Below are 23,695 nucleotides of genomic sequence, written 5' to 3'. Positions count from 1 at the left end.
GCGAGTGGTTAAATTATTGAATAATATAAGAGTGTACTAACAAGGAGATCATATATGGCATTAGCCGAACGAGAAATACAAGAAACCACAACTCAGGACGGCAACACCGTCCAACAAACCCGCCGTGTCGAAAACCCGGTTGCATCAAACGACTACAAGAAAAATGTCGCTTCGCGTGTCGTATGGTACATTGCCGGCGTTATTTTGGCTCTATTAGCCTTGCGCTTCTTGCTCGCACTGCTTGGTGCCAATGCTGCAAGTGGCTTTGTCAGCTTCATTTACAGCATTACCAAGCCGCTCGTATCTCCATTCTTTGGAGTATTCGGTTATGATCCGGCAGCTGGCGTATCCCGCTTCGAGACCTACACGCTGCTCGCCATGGTTATTTATGCTTTGGTTGCCTACGGCATTGCCAAACTGTTTACGCTGACGCGCCGCGAAGCCTAGGCAGGTGCAATTCATTTCACAATAAAATAGCTCCCGTACTAGGGAGCTATTTTATTGTGACGTTTGTAGTGTCAAGGCAAAGCAACAATGATTAGCGACCGTCGAAGATTGACTCTTTCATTTCAAGCTTACGCTCCATGCGTTCAATAAAGGATCTGCGGCGTGCTGTCTCAGCGTCTGAATCAATATCTTTGTTGTTGTCGTAGAATCCTCGTGACATCTCATGCCTCCCTTTATCGTTTACTAATTACTATTCTGAAGCATAAGCTTAGCGGTGTATGTGAATTATTCTACTTATGATATGTGTTGCTCGTCACATTCGCATATACTAGCTAACTTTTATTGGTACTATATTAAAAACATGTCATATATGACATGTTTTTAAGGGATAGAACAACAATCGAGTACTTAGCGGATTGTGTCGAATGGTACTGCAGTATGCAGGCAAGGCGCTGCCGACGACAGCAAGCGAGCTGCCTGCGCGTCGCGGTGGCCGCGGCGTGAGACTCGTTCGATAGTACTATGTGTGCTTGTAGAATGCATTGTATAACTCCTTATGTATACCCACAGCATATAGGGAATAGCATGAGCATGTTATGAGATATTTAACAGGTGACGCGAATTTATGGCCCAGAACGCGTAATTGTAATTGAATTGTCAGTCAGGCTTGCTGAGCTGGAAATCTTCCATGGACCACGTACCGGAGCTTCGGCGACAAATCCGTCGCAGGCATCGTCAATACCGTCACCATCTACGTCCACTCCGGACGAAGGCAAGAAGGCACATGGATCAACGGTATTTAATACACCATCGCCATTATAGTCATCGGGGCTGGCGGCAACATAGACCGTTTTCACGATATCAACTGGCTGGCCCAGCATATTCGGGCCATACGCGTGCAGTGTATGAAAGCCCGGAGGAATTCCTGCTGGTATGCGCACGGTCGATTGTAGAACACCCTGGGAATTAGTTATGGCTGTGCCTAACTCTACCGGATTGGAACGAAGTACAAGCCGATACTGGGTTAACGATTTAAGAATAATTTTTTGGCTGTCGACGGCAACATTTATATACTGACCGCGCATAAGCACATCCAGTGACAAAGTGGGATCGGCCAGAACAATATTCAGCAGACGGTTTGTTACCGGTGCGGCAGTGCCACCGATAGGTGGAGGCGCTGCCGGAGGACGAAGCGCCGGATCTGCAGCCGGCATGGCTTGCCTGAGGTTATCTGTTTGCAGACGAATAGTTTTGGCCAGCAAGTCGTGACCAAGCGCATTCGGATGATAGCTTTCATTGCCAATAAATTTTACGCCGCGGACACCGGCGTCCGTGCCCATCGTGAAGCCATTGACGGCTACCTCGAATGATTTTGCTTCGCACATCCGATGTCCCTCAAAAGCCCGACTGACATCAACATAACGTACGCCAGCATTACCGGCAGCCTGCTGAATCACCCCATTTAAATAATCAATAATATCTGCTGCCAGCTGGACTTCACGGGCATCCAGATGAACATTGAGCGCGCAGTTTCCGCCTGGCGCAGCGATTTGAGGATAACCGACAACGTAGACTCGCTTACCCGGCTTAGCGACAGTTTTGTACGTATGTACAAGCTTGTCAAAAATACCGTTGACGCGGCGAGCAAGCTCGACACGGTCCTCGTATGTCGGATAACAACTCTGATTGTCGCTAATGGGCGAAACACAGCTCTCTACAATGTCTGAAAAGCCAAAATCATTGCCACCGATAGACAGGGTGACAGCCTGTGGTTTGTAAGTATCAATGAACTCGGATTGCGCTAGGAAGCCTGGGGTGTAGTTTGCAAGAGTCGATAATATGAACGATTCAGCTCTCTTATTTTTTTCGATTCCGTCTTGAACTTGACCGTTATAATTTAATAATTTGTCGATAACGTCATTGGTTACTGCTCCCGAACAGGCTACAGTATGACCGCTGTTGTGTAACTGCGAGCTTAATACGAACGGATATGATTTGCCGGACAAATGACAAGTATTATTCGCCGTGTCGGTATCTGCAGTGTAGGCAAAGGCGCCCTCACCAGAAGCATATGAGTCGCCCATGCCAAGATAGTCTATGCCGACTGCATCCTGACCCGGCGCCGTTAATACATACGAAGCGGCGTTAAAGGTACCGCCGTTAAAATTGTATATGGCCGAAAACGACAGCTGCGTATTATTGATAAAGCGGGGCCGGTATATTCCCCTGAAATTTGGTATCTGACCGCTGACATAATTGTAATAATCACGCGACAAACATCGGTCACTTTCGGGACTAACTGGCAGGCTAGTGCCGCTGCAGTTTGACAGATCATAGACTTTAAAGCGATTATGGTCATTTGGCAGTACGACAACTTGACGCCCATCGTTAGATATTGAAAGCTGGGCTCTCCGGCTGGAATAATCTGAACCTTGTTGCATCGACGGAGCGAAAGGTTGCATTTCAAAGGTTGCAAGATTAATCCGTACAAAGCCTTGCCACGGTAGATCCACTACCATCCAACTACCATTTGCTGAAAATGCCATGGAATATGTGTTTACAATCAGCAGTTTATTATTGGCATCTCTTAATGCAAAATCAGGTGGATCTTTGATGGTAAACTGCACATTTCCATTAATATTTTCGGGTGACAAAGCAATTTTATCGAGTATGCTCTTGTAAAAAAATAAGTACGTACCGACGACGGGTGCGCTGGAATAGGTCATAAGCATGCTTTGGTTTGGAATAGGATCGAGACCATAATGAGGCCACGCCGGTACAATTGGGACAACTTCATTCGTACCGCTGAACATAACGCCTGCCGGGCCGACTTGCCCCATCGGTACAGTAACCGCGCAATCATTTACAGGGGTGTTTGAGCCATGACGCTTGGTTGTTATGGGAGTACAGTCGAGATTACTGGCAGATGGCAGTATGTTTGACGGTAAATCCAACGTCTTTTGAAGAGTCGGATTAGCGGTACTTATCCAAGGACTAGTATCACCGCCAAGGCCTTGGACTAAGCTAGTCCCAACGAACAGTAATACAGCACAGGCAAAACTTGGCAAAACGATCCGCCGAAACATATTACTCTCCAATTAATAAATTATCCGCAATATAATACGGATCACCATGGGACGCAAGCATGTGCGTTTATGAATCTAAAGGATAGTATTCGGCCTCAGCTTTATCGTTACAGCTCAAATTAAGTACGACTGAATAATCGCTATTAGATTTTACTGCGAAAGCAGGATCTGGTGGTAGAGATGCCATATAAAATCCATATACAATATCACACGCAATATTAACATTTTCGTTGTAGTATTTTTGAATAATTTTTTGATAATTTAGCATGGGGTTAGACACAGTGTCTGAAGTTGAAAACTGCTTTCTTTCTCCTCCAATAGAGCTTTGTACTCGTGTCCACTTTGAATCAAGCAGTACGCTTGAATTACTCATAATAGTATTAGCATCCTGAGGATTATTAGCAGGATAAAATATTGTTTGACTTACATTACAACTCAGTGGTCCTGTTTCATATTTCATACGTGGTTTTGAGCAAAATTTGCTGTTATCAACCCGAAGCGGTTCGCCGAGAGTCGTGATGATATTTTGAGAGATACGGCTGATGTCTTGTTCGGCCTGAGCAAAGCGGGCTTTGTCGGCGGCAACGGCTTTCTCACGATGCGCCTGCCAGCCTGCCGCCAAACCGGCAAGTGTGACCAAAATGACAAAGACAACGATGACCAAGCGTTTCAACGAAATACTGTTTGATTTATGCAGCGGCTGGGACCGCGAAGATACGGGAGAAATTTTTGCCATAGCTCAAGTTAAAATCCTATGCGGTGCATCAGCGTATCAATCATCGTACGCTTATGGTTCGAGAAGGGCAGGTGCTGATTGAGAACATACATAATCTCATCTTCTTGTTCGCGAACATAGGAAATTGTTAATACTGGCGCAAAGCGCTTGAGCGGAGCGAAATCGATACTGCAATGGTCACCATCCTCAAATATCGAAAAGGTACTGAATTCGGCGTAAGGATAGTGTTTAGTTCCCACCAATATACCGGTAGAGTCGAGCGCGAAGTTGAGATCGCGCGGCTGGCGGGACGCCATATAGCCGAATAGACCGGCGCAAACCACGACAACGATGGAAGTTACGATATCACTGATTACATACGTCAAAATCGCGGCAAAAGCTGCGATGGTAGCCAGCACAACGTACCAGTACATCTGTTTTGGGTGGTGGGCAAACTCGGCTGCCGTCCAGGATATCGCCTGCGATCCGTCTGGTGCGTTCTGCGTGCCGCCATCTGGTACATATGCCTCATCTAGTGGGATAGCATACGGATTTGACTCTTGGGATTGAGGAAAGGCCGGTGCATTCACTGGGCTCGTGCTCTGGGGCTGTGCTTGAAATGCCGCGCCGGCTGCTAGCGGTACACTTGAGTTTTCAGCTTGCGATGAGCTCGGTACTGAAACGGGGTTTGGAGCAGCTGTCGGCTTTGGCGGTTCTACAGCGCGGTAAGGCTCGACTGCGGGCTGTGCGACCGGTGCAGGGGCATTTGTAGCAGGTGCTGGTGCTGCAGATGGCGCAGCGGTAAGCTGGATCGTTTGCTGCGGTGCCAGCGGGCTTGGAAGCGTCGGTGATACTATGGCCGGAGCCGGATTTTGCGGAACTGTCGGAGAGATGACCACCGAGCCATGAGGGTCAGAATTGGCAGTGTCCTCAGAAGTTTGATTTTGACCATCCATAAGCGATATTGTACTCGATTTTGCTGCCTGATACAAAACCTGCGGGCGAGCAGTAGCGCTTGCAACGGTTGTCTGCTATAATCAACCCCTGTTAATGACCATCGTATAACAAGTCTATCTTGGTCTACGATTGACGCCAAGGAAGGGTGTCCGAGTGGTCGATGGAAGCGGTCTTGAAAACCGTCGTGCCGGCAACGGTACCGTGGGTTCGAATCCCACCCCTTCCGCCAGATAGTGCTGTTTCCTGATTGACTGCCAGGCACTATACTTATATTAAATGAATACTCTCAACTTTTTACGGTCATACAAGTACGAATTCGTAGCGTTCCTGACCGGTGCATCGGTCATGGTACTGGAAATTGTCGGTGCACGTCTGATCGCGCCTACTTTCGGAACATCGTTATATGTCTGGACGGCAATAATTGGTGTTATCCTCGGACTACTGGCTTTAGGATATTGGGCAGGCGGGCTACTCGCCGACAAGCGCCCCGACAACACCCTTGTTGGCAGCATACTTTTTGCGGCCGCCTTGACCGTACTGCTGATTAGCTTTACCCAGGAACCACTCCTCAATGCTATCGCCAGTTTCAATCTTGACCTGCGCCTTAGCGCGGTAATTGCGGCCTTGCTGCTTTTCGGTGTCCCCAGCTTTCTGATCGGCATGGTGTCACCACATCTCGCAAAAATTCAGGTTAAATCCCTAGAACAAACTGGCCGCTCAATCGGCCGTCTCGAAGCGGCGGGTGCGTTAGGAAGTATTATTGGGACATTTTCCTGTGGATACTTCCTACTCGGCCTATTTGGCTCGCGTCAAATCGTTATTGGAGTTGCAGGACTGTTGCTCCTGACGTCATTTATAATTGATCGTCACGCCTGGAAGGGCATACGCCTGTTTGTTGTCGGCATACTGCTACTGGGTGGCATAGGCATAATAAATACGAGCAATCCTTCGAACCTCCTGGCAGATGTGGACAGCTCATACACCCGCTACCAGGTATTCGGCACATTGTATAATGCTGTTCCCGTTAACATCCTGACGACCGACCGAGGCGGCATTCAATCTGCCGTTCCGACTAACGGCTCTAAGGAGTTAGTGTTGTCATACGTCCAGCATTTTTATGAAGCCGCCGAGCGCTACGGCAAACCGGGCAAAGTCTTGGTCGTCGGTGGCGGGACCTACACTTTTCCTTCGGCACTGGTAGACTCATTTCCCACTACCGCAGTCGATGTCGTAGAGATCGATCCGAAACTCGATGAGCTGGCTCGTAAGCACTTTGAGTTCAAGGACAATCCACGCCTGACCATTCATCACCAAGACGGCCGGACATTCATCAACAAAAACACCGGCACATACGATTTGATATACATGGATGCTTTTTCGTCGCTCAGCCCGCCATTTCAGCTGACTACTCTGGAAGCGACCGAGAGACTGAAGCAAAACCTTAGTAGCGACGGCGTCATCGTCGTTAATCTCATTGGAAATTATCTAAACAATAACGATCCGTACCTGCGTGCCGTACAAACGACGTACGAACAAACTTTTGATAATGTCGCACTCTATTTGGCGGATCCGGCCGCCCGACTTAGTGACGGTCGCCAAAACTTCATACTTTACGCTACCAACAGTGACAAAACTTTTGCCAAGATTACGCCAGATACAGCAGTTTCGAAAGTGCCATTTCAGCAGACCGGGCAGCTGCTGACAGACAATTTTGCGCCAATTGAGCAGCTAACTTACTAACAGAGAGCGCTCAGGTAGTGGAAACTTGTAGAAATTCATGTACAATAAGCTAGTCAATTGTCCCATGGAGAGGTACCCAAGTGGCTGAAGGGGACGGTTTGCTAAATCGTTAGAGGGGCGAGAGTCCCTGCGAGGGTTCGAATCCCTCTCTCTCCGCCAAATAAAAAGACCTGCGAAATTCGTTTTGCAAGTCTTTTTATTTTGTACACATAACTAAGCCTGAGCGAAGGCAATCGCATCAACCCGTCTGGCACCAGCATCAAGTAATGTCTGCGCGGCGGCTTCGAGTGTCGCTCCGGTCGTGACAACGTCATCAACCAAGGTAATATGCGCGCCGCGGACACGGCTGTGATTGATGACGCGAAAGGCATGCATCAGCTGAGCTGCCCGTTGGGCTTTGTCAGCGCCAATCTGCTTCTGGTGCCCCATACGGGCCAGTAGCGGGGCATACCGAACATGACTACCAGATGCCAGGGAACGGGCAATTAAGCTAGCCTGATCGTAGCCACGCTGCCGGACACGTGACGTCGCCGTTGGCGCATGCGTAACGATAAGATCAGGTACCGTAGATAGCACTCGCTGCAGACGTAATTGCTGCACCATTATATCGGCGATTTCGCTTGCCGCGCCGCGCGTCCGACCAAATTTTAATCGCCAGATAACGTCTTTGGCAATGTCGTCATAACGCGTGGCGGCCATCACCGAGCTCAGTGGCGACGCTGGGCAGCATGCCGGGCAGGTTGCGAAGTTCCGGCCACTGGCGTGACAGCGATAGCAACGCTTAATCGCCGACTGCAGCCCACTACGGCAATTCGTGCAAATCAGGCGGCCCTCGGCGTTACAGCCGATGCAGTCGTAGGGAGCGAGCAAGGAAATCAGATCGTCAAAAAGCTTCATGTTGTGATTAATGCGTTGTAAATACTGCTAGAGTTAGTTGCAAGGAGTTACGATACTAGATATACTTTTAATAACACAAAAATGCAAGCACATCCAGAATGACAGTATTCTACATGCAATATGTCTGTCTGGAATATCAAAGCATGGAGCAGGGCACCACACGGCGGCCGCATCTCTTATCTAACGTTTATAACACTACTTATTGGAGGATAATATTATTATGGCTCGACGATCTCGCGACGACGATTTGTTGATGGAAGAGGATGAACTGACTGCAGCATTCCTCGGTGACGATGATCTCGGTTCATCACCAAGTCCTGCCGGACCGGCAGCTCCTGCAGCCGACGAATGGGACGAAGAAGAAAGCGTCCCTGGCCAATTGGCTGTCGATGTCTACGAAACCAAAGAAAAGCTGGTTGTCAAAGCTCGCACTGCTGGTGTCAACAAGCACGACCTTGATGTCAGCATCTCCGACAATACACTGACTATCCGTGGCACCCTATCTGCCGGCAACGAAGATGACGTCGAAAATTACTTCCTGCAGGAATGTTACTGGGGTGAATTCTCACGCAGCATCGCACTGCCAGTGCCAGTTAAAGAAGAGGAGATCGAAGCTGTCCTGAAAGACGGCGTCCTGACCATCAGCTTTGGCAAGGTCAAGCAGGATACCGTGAAGAAGATTCAGATTCTGTAGACTGAATTTCATAATTTAAATAACCCCTAGACATTAACACCTAGGGGTTATTTTTGTGTAACATACGTATTAACTAAAATACACTAATAAAAAAAGCTCGCCGAAGCGAGCTTTTCAGACAGTAACATTACCAAACTATCCTGTCGTAAGGCCGGTTGTATTGGTAAGTACAAAACGAACAATGAATTGAGCTAATGCGACAACTATAAGACCGACGATTGCATAAATAATCGTATTCTTCGCACCCGACACGTTACTTGATTCGCCACCGGAGGTAATGTACTTCAGACCACCGATAATGATCATAATGACAGCAATAACGCCGACAATGACCGAGAAAATATTTACGATCCTACGGACAAGGTTAGTAAGTCCATTACCAGAAGCAGTCGTTGGGTCAGCACAACCTGTTGTGGCGTTGAGGTTGAAGTCGGCACCACAATTAAGTCCACTTTGAACATCTACCGCCGGTACCGGATCTGCTGCATAGCCTGTCGACGAAACGAGCGCAGGTACACTCAGAGCAAGTGCAGCTGCTACAATCAATGTTAATTTTTTTAGTTTAGTAATCATAATTACCTTTCCTTATTGTTTCAATTTCAACTTATTTATATCACATCTAACACCGATAATGCAAGCATAACTACTATACGGTCGTAAGAACGAAATGGACGATGAATTGTGACACGGCTACCACAACGAGGCCGACAACGGCATAGATTAGCGTGCGTTTAGCGCTCGACACAGCCTGCGCCTCGCCAGAAGAAGTAATATACTTGAGTCCTGAGATGATGATCATAATCACCGCCGCTATACCAGCAATGACGCTGAGGAGGTTGATAAGGCCTTTTAATATCTTAGAAATACTCGCTCCGCTCGTCGTACTACACCCTCCCGTGACTTGGCCGTTGACACCAGCACACACTTCAGCCCTTGCCGAACTTGTCGGTGCAGGGGCTGCCAGCGCCTGACCGGTGAAACCTATGCCACCACTAATCATCGTTATCGCCATTAGTAAACCAACAATATATTTTTTCATTATATAACCCTGTTTAATACGAAATTAATAAGTGCTTGGCCAAGAGCGATAATGACTAGACCGACAGCAGCCAAAATAATCGTCCGTTTGGCTTTTGCTACGGCCTCAGCGTCGCCGTCTGAGGTAATGTAGCGGATACCGGCCAAGATGATGATGATGATCGCTACTGCGGCCGCGAGAGTGGCAATGAGCCTGGTCGCATTACGTATAATCCCGTTTTCACCGGATATGGGGTTGCCACCTGTGGATTTGCAAACCGGAGATTCTCTGGCTTTCGCACATTCTAAGCTACCGAATGGGTTTGTCGCCGCATGGGCCGGCAAGACAGGGAACAGCATGGCAGCAATAAAGGCCAGTGACATGACAAATCGTATGATAGTAAGTTTGTACATGATCAAGTAACCCTCAATAAGACAAAGCTGACGATACTGACCGCAGCGATTGATATAACCAGTCCGACGAGTGCGTAAATGATTGTCCCTTTGGCTTTGGCGGCGGCCTGCGGATCACCTTCCGATGTAATGTAGCGGAATCCACCGATTGTAAGCATGAGTAGCGACAACGCGCCGATGATGCCAAATACAACAGCGAATATGGCCCGGACACTAGTTTCGTCGGCATCAGCCTTCGGTAATGGTGAAATATCAACTTCGTATCCAGTAGCTGCCAGTGTGTTGACACCGGTGAGTGGAGCAAAAGCAGACGCGGTGCCGACGCCGCCGGCAAGCGAAACTGCGACTAGAGCTGTCAGGAGTAGTGCGGAAAATCTTTTCATCATATACATTATCCTATTCTACTGCCGAAGAATGCAACTGCCGAGATGGCGAGTACGGCGATGACGAGCCCGATCAAAGCATTTTGTATCGTATTTTGGGCCTTTTGTGTCTGGTCGGGGGAACCCTGGCTAGTCACGTATAGTATACCGCCGTATATGATGTAGCCGATAGCTATGATCCCCGCGATACGAAGCAGGTCATCGACGATAGCAAGTGCGATCAGCGCAATATCGCTGCGGCCGTTGATGTCCAGGAAATTGAAATCAATAACATTGCATTTTGCATCAGTATCGAGATAGTGGTACCACGGCTTTAGACCAAAAAATGATGGTTCTATAGCGGCACACTCTTCCGAAACCGCAAATCGTGATAAAAATTGTGTCAGCATAATCATTAACCCGTTATCAGGCTACCTCCAGGTATCAAGAACTTCAATAGCATATACAAAAAGAAGAAGAATAGCAGGGCAACAATGGAATTACGAATATGGTTTTTGGCTTTGGCGGCCTTCTGCGGATCTCCGGCCGAAGCAGAATACTGAATACCGCCGTAGATGATGCCGAAGACGACAGCCACACCGACCATCGAGGATAGAAGGATGATGAGCGGGTTAACATATTTGGTAAAAAGGTTACAGTTCTTGTCGAATTTACCGTCATCATTGCAATCAATAATCGGCTCATCCGTCGTCGCAGGATCGGTACAGCCGGCTGGCCGCGCGCCAGTAGTTGGGCAGACACAACTTGTGCGATCGCCCTGGCACTGCGCTCTTTCGCCGAGGGTTTCGGCATATACAGTCAGCGAAGGCGCGGCATACACGCTAATGCTGATGATGCCGAGCACTAATAACGTTAAAGTTATAATTTTTTTCATATATGATAATTTTATCTTCATGGCTGCTTTATTGCTAATATATCCTGCTTATTACAGATATACAACCCTCTGTAAGTTTTTGTGTTTACCTGCCAGGTCTATGATATAGTATGTAAGTATCAGACAACTTTGGTGTGGGTCCGCCAGCATTAAACGGCAAATCATGAAAAAAGCATTCAAACGATTCAATTATCTTATCGCGGTAGCGCTCGTCAGCTTTACCGCGCTCAGCAGCATATTACCCCAGACTAGCTCTACAGCTTATGCTGCCATCGCAGCAGACCCTGGCACTGCAACCGGTACCTTCTATACTATGACGGTCGCCGAGCAAGCAACAGTCTGGTCGACATATTCCGCACTCAAGTCAGGGGAATGTTACCTGAAAGAAGGCGTCAGTGAGGCCGATATCAAATCAGGCAAATGGCTTGCAGGTGACAAAGCCCGCGTGGGTCTCCACATAGACGCTGGCGACGGTAGGCTTGGTTGTAATAATGAAAATAATTGGTTCTCAAATTTATTAAATCTAGCAGGGTACACAGGAGACTATACTCAGCCCGCTGACCTGATATTCAATAAAGTAGCCGGTTCATACTTTCCAAAGAATGACGGTACCGCTCAAACTACCATGCTGAATTTGATCGGCTCCAAGCTATTCCAAGGCAATATTCCAAACATCGCTCCCGACCAGACCATGTACTATATAATGTACAAAAATGTCGTGGCCGACAAAGGATGTAACGCATCGCTACTACCTGCTAACGTCAATGACCAGCCGGCAAATAAATTTCCTATACACGTCTATGACATCAAAACTGACACGGTAAGCCTCACAACATATGGCTACACTGCAGACAAGACGGATGCACCCGTCGTCGGTTTCGGTGTCGACAGTGGCAATGATGCCAAATTAGAGTGTCAATCTATCGCTAAAAGACTCGGTGATGCAAAGTATGCGAATGAATTTAAAGCTTACGTAGCAGCCAACCCAGGCAGCTCGGCCGAGAAAACCGATAGTACCTCGGGCGCAGCAGGAGCGGCAGATCCTAGTCTCGACTGTGACTTTAAAAAGCGCAATCCTTTGACCTGGCTTTTATGTCCGACTATCCAGGGCATGAACGCTGTCATCGTAACGCTCGATGAAGGTATTGTTAGCTTGCTATCAGTTGACCAGGAAAAAATATTTTCTACCGAAGACGGGAAAGGCTACTACGGCGCCTGGCAGACCTTCCGCGGTATTGCACTGGCCATACTTGTCATTGCCGCCCTTGCCATGGTTATTGCGCAGGCCCTCGGGTTTGAAGTGCTTGACGCATACACAATCAAGAAGATACTGCCTCGGTTAATTTTTGCCATCGTTGGCATCGCGTTGTCGTGGGAAATTATGAAATTCTTCGTCATACTAACCAATGACTTGGGGGTAGGGATACGGCAGATTATTTATTTACCGTTCAAAAATCTAGATAATAGTATTCAGCTCGATGTCGCCGGACAACTCATCATGAACATCATTGGTGGCGGTGCTATCGCTGCTCTCGGCATCGTCGGACTGCTCAGCTTCGTCGTAACTGCAGCTATGGCAGTGGCTATCGCATTTCTCGTACTCATCGTTCGACAGCTCATCATAATTGTACTGATACTATTTGCACCGATCGCTATCGCCTGTTCCATCCTGCCAAATACACAGAGCGTCTACAAGCTCTGGTATGAATCATTCACCAAAGCCCTAATGATGTTCCCGATCATCGTTGCGTTCCTGGCAGTTGGAAAGGTTTTTGCAGTGGTCGCGGTGGGCAGCGACATAGGCAAGGCAGATGCCATTAGCCAACTTATGGCCTTTGCAGCCTACATCATGCCGTACTTCCTCATTCCGCTGACATTCAAGTTTGCCGGCGGTCTAATGCGTACTATCGGCGGCAGCTTCAACGACCGCAGCCGCGGCGGATTTGACCGGCTCAGGAAGTACCGTGGCAACACAATGGCTACGCGCAAACAGAAGGCCAGTTCCGGAGAGTTATACAACAATAAGACAATGAATACGCTTACTGCAAGGGGGTCAACTCGTAACCTTGGATTTGGCCGAAGAGGTAGAGAAGCCTACGACCAAAAAATGGCGGTTTCTGCCGGAGCATTTGCCAAATCGGAGAAAGCACAAGGCATTATGTTCAAGGACGATTCCTTGCGGGCGATGACTTATGGCTCAGCATTTGAAGCACGAAACCGAATGGCGCGAGATTATGGCATGAATAGCGAGGATGTAGAGCAGTCAATTGCAGGCGTAAAAGCAAGTGGCGGATTCGGCAAGGCGCGTCAAGTATATGCAGCCAAGCAGTTAGCAGCAACAGGAACTGGCTATGATGACGATACACAGATGTATTCAACAATTGCCAGGGTTTCCGGTGGCAATAAAGTACTCGCTGATTCAATGTGGGGAGAAATGCGCGGAACATCAGAGCGAGCAGGGCGTAATGATCTTAAAACATCTTATGGGATGGGTTCGGCTTTGTTAAGCGATATCATTGATAGCGGTAACGCTCGTGCATCTTCGAATCAAATCGGTATTCAATATCGTGAACGATTTGAAGATATGGCCGTTGAAGCTGCTCGCGGTACAGATGGTATGTCATTAGCACGTAACAAACCTTCATCAATCCGTAACATGATGGGTCGCATGAACGGGGCTCAAGCACGGCACGCGTCCGTACTTGAGCAAGCAGCTGCCGATCCTACCTCCGTACCTACAACTCAGCGATACCAATCCGAAGTAACCTTAGGTCAAATACGGGCTAAAATGGAAAATATGGAAAGCAACACAGCTTATGGGCCAGAGGTTAACACCGAAGCTATTTACGGTACCCGTCAAGGACTGGGTGTACAGAATGGACGAGTTGTTGAAAATAGACGACCAGGTACAGCTACGTTTGGAGGTGCCGTTGCAGACGCACACGAACAGACCTTATACGGTCAAAGACCGTATCAGGAAGAAAGCCTACAGCGCAACCGCCAGGGCGTAGATCCATTAGCAGTCGCTCGAGATCGACAAAATCGCGATCAAGACCATTAGACTACTCTCATCGATTGGCTTCATCTAGATTATACTACTTACGATTATTGACAATAGTACATTATTATGCTAGGATTAAATCATGGAATCACCTCGATCAACCCCACCCACCGAGCCTCGTGCTGAATTTCCTCGTGGATTTTTGACTACCGACCAACTAACCGATGTTCCTATGAGTATTTCAGAATGGGACGCAATTCAGCTTACTGTACAAAATCATCATACTACTGCTATTACACCGGAAGGGTACGAAAAACTGTTGACCGGACAGGCCCCGAAAGAAGCTTACGGAAACTCTACACCCCATAGCATAGACCATGATGATGGTAGCTCACTTACTGTTCCAGAACTAGTGGCGACATTTGAAACACTTCAGGACAAAGGAATAATCTCGAAACAAACAGTGGGTGAAACCGAAGATACATACGTAGTCAGAACAACTCGGAAACAAAGCCCTCCATCACTCACTGGCTACGGCTCAGCACTTAGTGAAAGTCGTACTAAACGCTTTATTACTGAACGAAAAGATGAGGCAGGACGAAACAGCGCTCATTATTTAGGTTATGTCAAGAAACTTGGATCACTTCTAGCCAGAAAACAAGTCGAAACGCCTGAGCCGGATCCATTCGCAGATGACAATCATTGGAACGCTGAGCGTTTAACGAAGTTGCGGGTAAATCCCTACAGTGCAGCGCAACTGGAGCAGGCTAAACAGCCTATTGAAACTATGTCAACGCGCGCTCAACGAGATGCGATGCGTCAACAGGAAGCAGCCATGTTAGCAAGAGGCATGGACATAACAGGTAGAAGAATAGTAGGTACCCGCGTACAGCCTGCTCCGCTTGATAGAGTCGAGGGTTCAACTATAGACAAACAGGCACAAGCCGAACAAAATCTCGCCAACATACGCGCCCAAGTTGACCCTGCTTATGTATCACTATTTGAAGATGCCAAGCTGGAAAAATTGAGTGAAGATATTGCTCAAGAAATTCGCAGCCAGGCAAAAGCTATACGTGAAGCACGATCTATACCAGTCGTGCCAAGTGACGAATTTAAGCAATTAACGCAAGCAGTTCGAAACAAACTAATCAGCGACTATACGAATGATGATGCCCCGGACGAAGTAATTGTTATGCTGAAGCATGCTCTTAGGGAATTTAGTAGAACTCGATAACGATGTTGTGACCTGAGACCGATAGGTACGATGCGTATTTTTTCCGGCCAAGCCTTGCTATACTTAACTAAGCATGGCCACCTACAAAGTACTCCAAGATATTGAAGCTGAAGATACGCTCATCGGACCGTTGACGCTGCGGCAGTGTATCTATGCAGCTATAGCTGTAATAGCAGCGTATCTGACGTTCATATCGGTAGCAAAAGGGGCTGCATTCATGGCAATTTTTCTGCTGCCGTTCGTGGCTTTTGGAGCGTTTTTTGCGTTTCCGTGGAGCAAGCAGCAAACGACAGAGGTGTGGGCACTGGCGAAGATACGATTTTATTTCAAGCCGCGCAAGCGGATTTGGAATCAGTCGGGTGCGAAAGAATTGGTGACGATTACAGTCCCGAAGGCTGTCAAGCAGGCGCACATCAGCAACTTGACACCGACTGAAGTTACCAGCCGGCTCAAAGCCCTTGCAGACACTATTGACAGCCGCGGCTGGGCAGTCAAAAATGTTGATCCAGCGTACTTTATGCATTCACTGGTTGGCAGTGGACAGCAAGCGAGTAGCTCTGATCGGCTGATAGCTCCTTCGAGCTTGCCGCAAGATGTCCCGAATTATGATACGACGGCTACATCTGACATATTTGATACACAGAACAATCCGGTGGCTCAGAAGTTCGACACCATGATGGCTCAGGCGGCCAATCAGCACCGGCAACAGATCGTGCAGCAGATGGCGGCGCAGCAGCCAACAGGACAGATAGTGCCGACGCAGCAGCCAGCGACGGCGAGTCAGCAGACATCGGGGTTGCAGCAGGTAGCGACGCAGCCGGAATACTGGCACATGCATAATGTCGCGCCGATTGAACACGCTGTCGTGCCAAATCCAGCGCCGCTCGCCAGCCTGCCGGGTCTCGCGCCAAATACGCCGTATCCGTATGATCTGACGCTGCCATCGCCTGTCTATTATCCGCAGAGCATTGTACAGCCACAGCAAATGCCGATGGCGCCCGCCCAGCCTCTGGTGACGCAGCCAGCAATCATATCGAACTACGCGCATATGCGTAGTCCTGGCGTCCAGGCAACCCCGCTTGGCAGTTCGCAGCAAACATCACAACCGCCAGTGACAGCCATACCGAGTCCTGTTATACTTGATCTAGCAAACAATAACGACCTGAACGTCGCAACTATAGCTCGGGAGGCCCAGGCACGCAGCATCGGCCTGAATGGCGAAGTTGTCGTTTCGCTCCACGAGACAAAGTGAGTTTGGGAAGTTACTAAGATAGAGCTACGGTGGGATAGTAGACATTCACATGAACCCTCAGGCACCTCAATACGGTCAAAATACTCAGCCCGGCGGTCCAACAGCAAATGCCGGGCAACCCGCTACAAACCCGAATAGTACCCAAAATACGTTGCAGATAGCGGAAATTCGTGACGGGATTGTGATCATGAACGACGGAAGCTTCCGGTCGGTTATTATGCTGAAGAGCATTAACTTTGATCTGATGAGCCAGCAGGAACAAGAGGCTATCGAATACAGCTACCAGAGCTTCCTCAATTCGCTGTATTTCCCGGTGCAGATATTTATCCGATCTCAAAAGGTCGACTTGCAGCCCTATATAGAAAAGCTCGACAAAATACGGACTGAACATGACAATATGCTGCTGGCACTACTGATGGACGACTACATTGGCTACATCGACGCGCTCAGCCAACAGACCAACATTATGGACAAGCGGTTTTACATCGTTGTTCCTTATTTCCCGAACCAGGAAGAGGTGAAGCCGCTGACACAGAGCAAAAACTTCTTCAGCGGTGTGGCGGCCCTGTTCAACCACAAGGAACAGCACGTCACTATCAACGAAGCTGACCTCGAAAAAGCCAAAGCCGAGTTACGGAACCGCGTTCAGTCAGCGTTGAGTGGCCTGAGGCAGTGCAGCGTTCAAGGGTTGCCGCTTGATACCCAAGAACTTATTGAACTCTACTACGACACCTACAATCCCGACACGGCGACACGGCAGCAACTCAAAAATTATGAAAATATGGACGCCGATATTATTACTAAAGGCGAGGGCAGGGCAGTTCAGCCGCACCTGCAACGGGAGTTAGAGTAGTATGGCAATATTCAAGCGTAAGAACCAAAGTGCTCAAATGGATCCTGTGGCCATCGCCAACGAACAGCGTGCCCGCGAACAACAAGAAGTTAGCCAGGCTTTTCAGAAGGGTATTACGGCACTGCGCGACTTTATCGCGCCCAGCTCAATTGAGTACGAAAGCGGCTTGTTCCACCTCGGTACACGCTATGCCCGGACCTTCTACGTCTACGGCTATCCGCGCCAGCTCTTTACCGGCTGGATGAGCAGCATGGTCAACTTGGACGAGGTGATGGATTTGTCTATGTACATCTATCCGGTAGAAAGTCAGGTTGTGCTGGAGAATCTGCGCAAAAAGGTGACGCAGCTGGAAGCCGGCATACAAATCGACAGCGAAAAGGGCCGCGTCCGCGATCCGCAAAAGCAAGCCGCCATTATGGACGCCGAGGAAATGCGCGATCGGCTGCAGGTCGGCGAAGAGCGTTTTTTCCGCTTTGGGCTGTACTTTACGGTATATGGCGGTTCGACAGACGAACTGGAGTTTATATCCCACAAAGTTGAATCACTACTCGGACAGCAGCTGGTCTACTCCAAAGCGGCGACGTCGCAGCAGGAACAGGGGCTCAACAGCACCGTACCGCAGTTCACCGATCAATTACAGATCCGGCGCAACATCAGTACCGGCGCATTGAGCACCAGCTTTCCGTTCACGTCCGCAGACCTGTCGATGGATAACGGCATATTGTACGGCATTAACATGCACAACTCCGGGCTAGTGATCTTTGATCGATTTTCGCTGGAAAACGGCAACTCAGTCGTATTTGCCAAGTCGGGAGCCGGTAAATCGTTTACCGTTAAGCTTGAAGCCCTGCGCAGCCTGATGTTCGGAACTGAAATATTTATTATCGATCCGGAGAACGAATACGAGCGGATGGCCGAGGCCGTCGGCGGCGCCTATGTCCGCCTCAGTCTTGGCTCAACGACTCGTATCAATCCGTTTGACCTGCCACAAGTTGTCGAAATTGATGAGGCAGACAACGCCCTGCGATCAAACCTTATTACACTGCACGGCTTGCTGCGGCTGATGATGGGCGGCGCCCAGGCGCAAATGATGGGCGGTAATGCGACACTCATGCCAGCGCTCAGCCCAGTTGAAGAGTCCGACTTAGATGCCGCTCTGATCGAAACCTACGCCAAGGCAGGCATTACTAACGATCCGCTGACACACGGCGGCTTGCCGCCAACCATTATCGATCTATACGAGACGCTACTGCACATGGGTGGCAGCGGCCCCCAGCTGGCGCAGCGCCTGCGCAAATACACCAGCGGCACCTTCGCCGGCATCTTTTCCCAGCAATCGAATATCAATATTAACAATCCATTAGTTGTGTTCAATATCCGCGATCTGGAAGACGAGCTGCGGCCAGTCGCCATGTACATCGTCCTGAACTACATTTGGAACAAGACGAAATCTGACCAGAAAAAGCGCCTGCTGATTGTCGACGAGGCCTGGCAACTGATGAAATATGAAGATTCTGCCAACTTCCTATTCAGCCTCGCCAAGCGTGCCCGCAAATACAACCTCGGTATCACCACCATTACCCAGGATGTTGAAGATTTTATGGGCAGCCGGATGGGCCGGGCGATCGTCGCCAACGCTTCGATGCAGTTCCTGCTGAAGCAATCACCGACGGCTGTCGATGTACTGTCGGATGTGTTCAAACTGACGACCGAAGAAAAGAAGCGTTTGGCGCAGTTCCCGGTAGGCCAGGGGCTGTTCTTTGCCGGACAAAACCATGTCCACATACAGGTAGTTGCCAGCCCGACAGAAACTGGACTAATAACCACCAACCCGCAGCAGGTACAACAAATATCTTCACAACAGGATGGCACAGCAGCGCCGCTAGCAGGCACGATTGACCTTTCCAATCGGCTGACCCCCGGTGTATGATAGAGCATAAGGACTAAGAGCAATGGCGATATACGACGACCAGAAGGAACGGACGACTACCGATGATTTGAACAAAATCACCGGAATTAGCCGTAACGACGAACGTGGCATGGAGCAGTCGGCCTATAACGATAGGTTTAAAGACATTGGCGAGCGTGAAGGTCTGTATAATCCAGCTGGATCGTCGGATGATAAAATATCTGATAAAAACGAACTCCAAAATGCTGAGTCGGGTGGGCCACCACAGGACAAGCTACTGTCTACAGGAGGAGCAACAGACCTGGCTGGTTCATTTTTTAAAGGCGGTATTGCTGGCGTTGGTAAAAATTTAGCGAACAGGGTACTGGCTAATCGGAAAAAAGGTTTAGTCGGCGGTGGTATTATCGGCACAATTATAGGATTACTGTTCGGTGCGTTTACGATACTGCAAGGTCCTCTGCAGTTTATACATGCCGCTCAAATCCTCCAGGGATTTCATTTTGGTATCGGTGATGACTTTGGAGATTATCGATCGAGCCGGTTTCTTTTGTACGTGGCGGCAGGTCGTACCGCCAAGGGCCGGCTTGGTGTGATTGCCAACAAATTCGCCGACCCATGGGAAGCACGTTTAAACAACGAATCTGGCCTCAAATCTATATACCAACCGGGAACTCAACGAATAATTGGGTACGGCATCATCGACGACGCAAAATCTGCCCGATTTGTAGACGACATGGAGCGGCAAGGGGTGCCGCTGTCTGGCTCAATAAAGGGGGTTGATATCGATGGCAATCCGATTGACATCAGAGGAGCTGACCTAAGTGACTCGAAATTTAGACAAAGAAGAGCAGTAACTCGCACAGCGACAGAAAGTGTTGGACTGAATAAAATATCTTCGTTCATAGGAGCTAGGCTATTGAATAAGCGGGCTGGAGTTAATTTTCACCCCCTCAAAAACGCCGTCCGCTCTCAAGCCGACACCTACGCCAAGTATCGGGAGACACAGCGGCAGGCAAGAGCTGCCGAACTAGGAAATGGTCCTGGCGGCGTGGAAAGCCCGCTCCGAATTAAAATCAAAGCCATCTCTGATAAACTTATATCTTTTCTAGAAAGAGCGTTCGGTCCGACCGTTGTAGCTGGCGTTGTATGTGGCGTACAAGCTTTTAGCGATTCAATTGAAGACAAAAACCTAGAGAATCAGCAACAGTATAAACGAATTGGGATGGATGTGATTACAATGGGATCACAAGTCCCAACTGGTGACGATTTCAATGCCGAGCAACTCGGTGTAGAAAGCGAGAAATTCTTTGACCCCGTTACCCAGACGACTTTTTATGACGACCCTGGAATTCAGCAAGAGTTAGGACAATCTCCAACAGGCACTGACTATCTTAAGGATGCTAAGCCAGGCTCCAAGGAACTGCCGCTTATATTCCAGGTAGCTAACCAGGTACCGACTGGCTTTGATACACCAGTCGGTAGGGCCGATGTGTGCGTCGTGCTTGATGCGGCAAGTGATGCTCCGTTGATCAAACAGGCTTCAGAGTTTGCATCTAAAGGAGTTGATTTAGCGCTAAAGCCATTCAACACCTCGCAGGAGCAATTGATCGCAATGGCTCGGGACTTTTTTGCAACCGGAGGGTTGGATCTACTTGCACGTGGAGCTGAAAGGGGCGGGCAGGCAAACATCGGTGCACGAATGGCCGCTAACGACAAATTTATTGCCATGGGAGGTCGTGAGCTGACTTCTGCAGAGACTGCAGAAGTTAAGCAAATCGCGCGAATTGAAAAAGCCGAAACATTGGCACGGGCTAACAGCTACGAAAAGTATTTTAATGTACGCAATAGTGATTCGGTGGCAGCGGCCCTGTATATGAAAACCCCTAAATCTCCATCTGAGGCGATTGCCAGCCTGACACGTTTACCATCAACCTTTAGTAGTATGGCACTAACACTACTCGGAGGATCAAAGGTCACGGCTGCCGCACCGACCTACGATTATGGCTTCCCTCTGTATGGCTACAGCCCGGACGAGGAGAATGACCCTGCTAATGAAGATCCCTATGCAAATGAAACCTATATGCTTGAGGGTGATCGGCTGGAACGCATGAATCTCGAATACGGTGATGCCTGCTTTGGTATGCAAATAACCCGTGAGGGTAAGCTAGTGTACGGGCAGTCAGGGGACTTTACCAAAATTCCTGACAAGTGTAAGGATCCGAACAATACTGAGCTGATCCATTACAGGTTTTACCACGCTGACATGATCACCGGACTAGGGTTGGCTTGTTACGAAGGCGAGGATGATGCTTGTGCTGAACTGAACGGCAGTGCACAACAAGCTCCAGCTCCTGGAGCGACAACAACACCAACCGGCAGTGCCGCGTCACTTGCCGCCCAAATACTAGCGCTCGAAGGCACACGCGTTTCATTTACTCAACCTCTTGCCAAACAAGGCCTCCAGGATACTGTAGACGGTAAGGAAGCTTCTATAGAGCCCCGTTGTACGAATGCGAGTAAAATGACCACTCCGCTAAGTCCCGTTTTATTACAGACAATACTAGCTATTCTCGAGAAGCACACCCTCGGACTTGGCTATATCACCAATGGCTGCCATTCAGATGGCTCAGATCATTATTCCGGGCAGGCGCTTGATATCAATACTATCGATGGCCGACGAGCAACTGCCGGACAACAAGACAGAGCGTTTATGCAGGAGATAACTGGCATACTACCCGACGGTTCAGGAATGGGAGTACCGAAGCCGAGCGATTGCCCTGGCGATGCCATAAACCCGATTAATAAGGTAAGATTATTCCCGGATTCATGCAATCATGTACATATATCAACACCGTAAAACTATCCAATCACTATCGTTTATTGGAGCGATCATACTGCTGCTATTAGCTCCAGTCCAGACATTCGCACTAAGTGATGCCCAAAAGCAGCTGTATGACATAGGTATCGGATATTACGATATCGAACCTGCCGCTACGCAGACCTGCGGAGCGGGAGCTGGGACTGGGTCAACCGACTTGCCCGCATCCATACCGGATATTTGGCGGAACCTCATAAACAGCGTTGCCGCTACATATCCTACGGCAGATCCACGACTTGTAGCCACGACACTCTGGGTGGAGAACCGGGGTTGGCCACAATACAAGACAACAGGGTGGAGCGATTCATCTGCCGGCGCACAAGGGCCGTGGCAATTTATTGCTGCGACTTGGGCAACCATGGGAACAGATGGCGATGGTGACGGCCTGAAAGATCCAAACAATCCTAAAGACGCGGTCCATGCTGCCTTCAAGCACCAACTAGGGTCAGCGAAACTTCCGATAGCATCACAAGGGTATACGGGCACTAGTCCAGAAGCTGATTTCGACACGGTAGTTTTTCAAAGAGAAAATACAAATTTATTGTATTATGCCGCTAAGTACAACGGCCGCGGTGCGCCTGACGGAGTCAAGCTCAATGCCTTCCCGCGCGGCGAGAACGCTGATTACGTCATTATGACGTACTGGCTGTTAGCTTCTAATTTTGCAAAAGGTTATCTGATGGAATCAGCAAAATTCGTCGACGCCAGCAAGACAGGAACATTATTTGGAGGGTCTCCGAGTGGCGTACCGGCTAGCGCCAGCCTATCGGCTTGCGGATCTGGAGCAAGCGTTGATGGGTATGCGTTTCCAGTAGGTCCGCAGCGAAAAAGCCAAAATGGTGGCTTAGCCAGCATGAGCACGCTACCATGCAATCGAGCATCGTGTCATCACGACGGGAGTGCTGCGTTTGATATTTCGAGACAACCAGGGGGAGATGCTGCAGTGGGTACACCTATCTATGCTATTACATCCGGAAAACTTACAAATATCCGTAATTCATATAAAGGCCAAGCAGGATGTCAGTCGTTTCAGCTCGTCGGCAGTGACGGCTTTTACTACTGGCACGGCCACATCCAGAATGTAAGTGTCAAAGAAAATCAGCCAGTCACGGCAGGTCAGCAAATAGCGATCGAGGGAGAGCGCCGCTGTACAGGTAATGGATCTGACCCTCATCTGCACATAGATAGGGGTTGTGTGATTAACGGTGTCAAGCAACCCGGTGGATCAGATGATTGCCGCGACCCAGGCATAAATGAATTAATGAATAAATTATTTAATGGACTTCCGGAATAGGTAACTATGCGTAAACGAATACTATTAGGACTAGCGCTTTTATTTATAAT

At 48.9% G+C, this 23,695-nt stretch carries 22 protein-coding genes and 2 tRNA genes; 12 read left to right on the top strand and 12 right to left on the bottom strand.

The window, feature by feature from the left end:
- Window positions 1-54: 54 nt before the first annotated feature.
- Entirely contained in the window at window positions 55-447 is a 393-nt protein-coding gene (locus tag VF575_04965) for a hypothetical protein (protein HEX8182921.1), read from the top strand.
- A gap of 91 nt (window positions 448-538) precedes the next feature.
- Here the strand turns inward: VF575_04965 and VF575_04960 are convergent, their stop codons facing one another.
- From VF575_04960 to VF575_04940, 5 genes are all read right to left on the bottom strand, one after another.
- Entirely contained in the window at window positions 539-667 is a 129-nt protein-coding gene (locus tag VF575_04960) for a hypothetical protein (GenBank protein HEX8182920.1), read from the bottom strand.
- Window positions 668-855: 188 nt separating this feature from the next.
- Window positions 856-990, bottom strand: a complete 135-nt coding sequence (locus VF575_04955; GenBank protein HEX8182919.1) for a hypothetical protein — start codon at window positions 988-990, stop codon at window positions 856-858.
- Window positions 991-1,070: 80 nt separating this feature from the next.
- Window positions 1,071-3,533 (bottom strand): SGNH/GDSL hydrolase family protein, encoded by a 2,463-nt coding sequence (locus VF575_04950; GenBank protein ID HEX8182918.1) that lies wholly within the window; start codon window positions 3,531-3,533, stop codon window positions 1,071-1,073.
- Window positions 3,534-3,600: 67 nt separating this feature from the next.
- Entirely contained in the window at window positions 3,601-4,269 is a 669-nt protein-coding gene (locus VF575_04945) for a hypothetical protein (GenBank protein HEX8182917.1), read from the bottom strand.
- Window positions 4,270-4,277: 8 nt separating this feature from the next.
- Complete coding sequence (locus tag VF575_04940) at window positions 4,278-5,204, bottom strand: hypothetical protein (protein ID HEX8182916.1); 927 nt, start codon at window positions 5,202-5,204, stop codon at window positions 4,278-4,280.
- Window positions 5,205-5,344: 140 nt separating this feature from the next.
- Here VF575_04940 and VF575_04935 point away from each other — a divergent pair.
- The 3 genes from VF575_04935 (at window position 5,345) to VF575_04925 (ending at window position 7,104) form a co-directional block, all read left to right on the top strand.
- A tRNA-Ser gene (locus VF575_04935) sits at window positions 5,345-5,434 on the top strand.
- A 47-nt stretch (window positions 5,435-5,481) separates the two neighbouring features.
- On the top strand, window positions 5,482-6,945 hold the full coding sequence (locus VF575_04930) for a fused MFS/spermidine synthase (protein HEX8182915.1): 1,464 nt from the start codon (window positions 5,482-5,484) through the stop codon (window positions 6,943-6,945).
- Between the two features lie 66 nt (window positions 6,946-7,011).
- Window positions 7,012-7,104, top strand: a tRNA-Ser gene (locus tag VF575_04925).
- 54 nt (window positions 7,105-7,158) lie between these two features.
- On the opposite strand, the gene VF575_04920 is transcribed toward VF575_04925, so the two are convergent.
- Window positions 7,159-7,842 (bottom strand): phosphoribosyltransferase family protein, encoded by a 684-nt coding sequence (locus VF575_04920; GenBank protein ID HEX8182914.1) that lies wholly within the window; start codon window positions 7,840-7,842, stop codon window positions 7,159-7,161.
- A 220-nt stretch (window positions 7,843-8,062) separates the two neighbouring features.
- Between VF575_04920 and VF575_04915 the strand changes: the two genes are divergently transcribed.
- Window positions 8,063-8,536: an Hsp20/alpha crystallin family protein gene (locus VF575_04915; GenBank protein HEX8182913.1), complete on the top strand. Its 474-nt coding sequence runs from the start codon at window positions 8,063-8,065 to the stop codon at window positions 8,534-8,536.
- Between the two features lie 135 nt (window positions 8,537-8,671).
- On the opposite strand, the gene VF575_04910 is transcribed toward VF575_04915, so the two are convergent.
- The 6 genes from VF575_04910 to VF575_04885 all read right to left on the bottom strand — a co-directional run bounded on the left by VF575_04910 (window position 8,672) and on the right by VF575_04885 (window position 11,224).
- Window positions 8,672-9,109 (bottom strand): pilin, encoded by a 438-nt coding sequence (locus VF575_04910; GenBank protein ID HEX8182912.1) that lies wholly within the window; start codon window positions 9,107-9,109, stop codon window positions 8,672-8,674.
- Between the two features lie 73 nt (window positions 9,110-9,182).
- Window positions 9,183-9,575 (bottom strand): hypothetical protein, encoded by a 393-nt coding sequence (locus tag VF575_04905; GenBank protein ID HEX8182911.1) that lies wholly within the window; start codon window positions 9,573-9,575, stop codon window positions 9,183-9,185.
- Complete coding sequence (locus VF575_04900) at window positions 9,575-9,967, bottom strand: hypothetical protein (GenBank protein HEX8182910.1); 393 nt, start codon at window positions 9,965-9,967, stop codon at window positions 9,575-9,577. Before VF575_04900 ends, VF575_04905 begins: the two co-directional genes overlap by 1 nt.
- 2 nt (window positions 9,968-9,969) lie before the next feature.
- Complete coding sequence (locus tag VF575_04895) at window positions 9,970-10,353, bottom strand: pilin (GenBank protein HEX8182909.1); 384 nt, start codon at window positions 10,351-10,353, stop codon at window positions 9,970-9,972.
- Between the two features lie 5 nt (window positions 10,354-10,358).
- A complete protein-coding gene (locus VF575_04890) occupies window positions 10,359-10,739 on the bottom strand; it encodes a hypothetical protein (protein HEX8182908.1) in 381 nt (126 codons plus the stop codon).
- A 5-nt stretch (window positions 10,740-10,744) separates the two neighbouring features.
- On the bottom strand, window positions 10,745-11,224 hold the full coding sequence (locus VF575_04885) for a hypothetical protein (protein HEX8182907.1): 480 nt from the start codon (window positions 11,222-11,224) through the stop codon (window positions 10,745-10,747).
- A 163-nt stretch (window positions 11,225-11,387) separates the two neighbouring features.
- On the opposite strand from VF575_04885, the gene VF575_04880 reads away from it, so the two are divergent.
- The 7 genes from VF575_04880 (at window position 11,388) to VF575_04850 (ending at window position 23,645) form a co-directional block, all read left to right on the top strand.
- Window positions 11,388-14,285, top strand: coding sequence for a hypothetical protein (locus VF575_04880; GenBank protein ID HEX8182906.1), 2,898 nt, complete (start codon window positions 11,388-11,390; stop codon window positions 14,283-14,285).
- A gap of 82 nt (window positions 14,286-14,367) precedes the next feature.
- Window positions 14,368-15,459 (top strand): hypothetical protein, encoded by a 1,092-nt coding sequence (locus tag VF575_04875; protein HEX8182905.1) that lies wholly within the window; start codon window positions 14,368-14,370, stop codon window positions 15,457-15,459.
- A gap of 73 nt (window positions 15,460-15,532) precedes the next feature.
- Window positions 15,533-16,711: a PrgI family protein gene (locus VF575_04870; protein ID HEX8182904.1), complete on the top strand. Its 1,179-nt coding sequence runs from the start codon at window positions 15,533-15,535 to the stop codon at window positions 16,709-16,711.
- 49 nt (window positions 16,712-16,760) lie between these two features.
- Window positions 16,761-17,564, top strand: a complete 804-nt coding sequence (locus VF575_04865; protein ID HEX8182903.1) for a hypothetical protein — start codon at window positions 16,761-16,763, stop codon at window positions 17,562-17,564.
- Between the two features lies 1 nt (window position 17,565).
- Entirely contained in the window at window positions 17,566-19,494 is a 1,929-nt protein-coding gene (locus VF575_04860; protein ID HEX8182902.1) for a DUF87 domain-containing protein, read from the top strand.
- A 22-nt stretch (window positions 19,495-19,516) separates the two neighbouring features.
- A complete protein-coding gene (locus tag VF575_04855; protein ID HEX8182901.1) occupies window positions 19,517-22,330 on the top strand; it encodes a hypothetical protein in 2,814 nt (937 codons plus the stop codon).
- Window positions 22,308-23,645 carry a peptidoglycan DD-metalloendopeptidase family protein gene (locus VF575_04850; GenBank protein ID HEX8182900.1) on the top strand — a complete coding sequence of 446 codons (1,338 nt, stop codon included), beginning with the start codon at window positions 22,308-22,310 and terminating at the stop codon, window positions 23,643-23,645. The genes VF575_04855 and VF575_04850 overlap by 23 nt, the downstream gene beginning before the upstream one ends.
- Window positions 23,646-23,695: the final 50 nt, after the last annotated feature.

It is taken from the genome of Candidatus Saccharimonadales bacterium, assembly GCA_036388415.1.
Lineage (GTDB): Bacteria > Patescibacteriota > Saccharimonadia > Saccharimonadales > UBA4665 > UBA4665.
Note: the sequence above shows the minus strand (reverse complement) of the source record. Positions and strands in the feature narration are given on the sequence as shown.

Excerpts from the sequence above, each read along its gene's own strand:
- VF575_04895 (HEX8182909.1), bottom strand. The coding sequence starts at position 10,353 with ATGATGAAAAGATTTTCCGCACTACTCCTGACAGCTCTAGTCGCAGTT.
- VF575_04890 (HEX8182908.1), bottom strand. The coding sequence starts at position 10,739 with ATGCTGACACAATTTTTATCACGATTTGCGGTTTCGGAAGAGTGTGCC.
- VF575_04865 (HEX8182903.1), top strand. The coding sequence starts at position 16,761 with ATGAACCCTCAGGCACCTCAATACGGTCAAAATACTCAGCCCGGCGGT.
- VF575_04870 (HEX8182904.1), top strand. The coding sequence starts at position 15,533 with ATGGCCACCTACAAAGTACTCCAAGATATTGAAGCTGAAGATACGCTC.
- VF575_04955 (HEX8182919.1), bottom strand. The coding sequence starts at position 990 with ATGCATTCTACAAGCACACATAGTACTATCGAACGAGTCTCACGCCGC.
- VF575_04875 (HEX8182905.1), top strand. The coding sequence starts at position 14,368 with ATGGAATCACCTCGATCAACCCCACCCACCGAGCCTCGTGCTGAATTT.
- VF575_04965 (HEX8182921.1), top strand. The coding sequence starts at position 55 with ATGGCATTAGCCGAACGAGAAATACAAGAAACCACAACTCAGGACGGC.
- VF575_04905 (HEX8182911.1), bottom strand. The coding sequence starts at position 9,575 with ATGAAAAAATATATTGTTGGTTTACTAATGGCGATAACGATGATTAGT.
- VF575_04910 (HEX8182912.1), bottom strand. The coding sequence starts at position 9,109 with ATGATTACTAAACTAAAAAAATTAACATTGATTGTAGCAGCTGCACTT.
- VF575_04900 (HEX8182910.1), bottom strand. The coding sequence starts at position 9,967 with ATGTACAAACTTACTATCATACGATTTGTCATGTCACTGGCCTTTATT.
- VF575_04920 (HEX8182914.1), bottom strand. The coding sequence starts at position 7,842 with ATGAAGCTTTTTGACGATCTGATTTCCTTGCTCGCTCCCTACGACTGC.
- VF575_04960 (HEX8182920.1), bottom strand. The coding sequence starts at position 667 with ATGTCACGAGGATTCTACGACAACAACAAAGATATTGATTCAGACGCT.
- VF575_04930 (HEX8182915.1), top strand. The coding sequence starts at position 5,482 with ATGAATACTCTCAACTTTTTACGGTCATACAAGTACGAATTCGTAGCG.
- VF575_04940 (HEX8182916.1), bottom strand. The coding sequence starts at position 5,204 with ATGGATGGTCAAAATCAAACTTCTGAGGACACTGCCAATTCTGACCCT.
- VF575_04880 (HEX8182906.1), top strand. The coding sequence starts at position 11,388 with ATGAAAAAAGCATTCAAACGATTCAATTATCTTATCGCGGTAGCGCTC.
- VF575_04855 (HEX8182901.1), top strand. The coding sequence starts at position 19,517 with ATGGCGATATACGACGACCAGAAGGAACGGACGACTACCGATGATTTG.
- VF575_04915 (HEX8182913.1), top strand. The coding sequence starts at position 8,063 with ATGGCTCGACGATCTCGCGACGACGATTTGTTGATGGAAGAGGATGAA.
- VF575_04860 (HEX8182902.1), top strand. The coding sequence starts at position 17,566 with ATGGCAATATTCAAGCGTAAGAACCAAAGTGCTCAAATGGATCCTGTG.
- VF575_04885 (HEX8182907.1), bottom strand. The coding sequence starts at position 11,224 with ATGAAAAAAATTATAACTTTAACGTTATTAGTGCTCGGCATCATCAGC.
- VF575_04850 (HEX8182900.1), top strand. The coding sequence starts at position 22,308 with ATGTACATATATCAACACCGTAAAACTATCCAATCACTATCGTTTATT.
- VF575_04945 (HEX8182917.1), bottom strand. The coding sequence starts at position 4,269 with ATGGCAAAAATTTCTCCCGTATCTTCGCGGTCCCAGCCGCTGCATAAA.
- VF575_04950 (HEX8182918.1), bottom strand. The coding sequence starts at position 3,533 with ATGTTTCGGCGGATCGTTTTGCCAAGTTTTGCCTGTGCTGTATTACTG.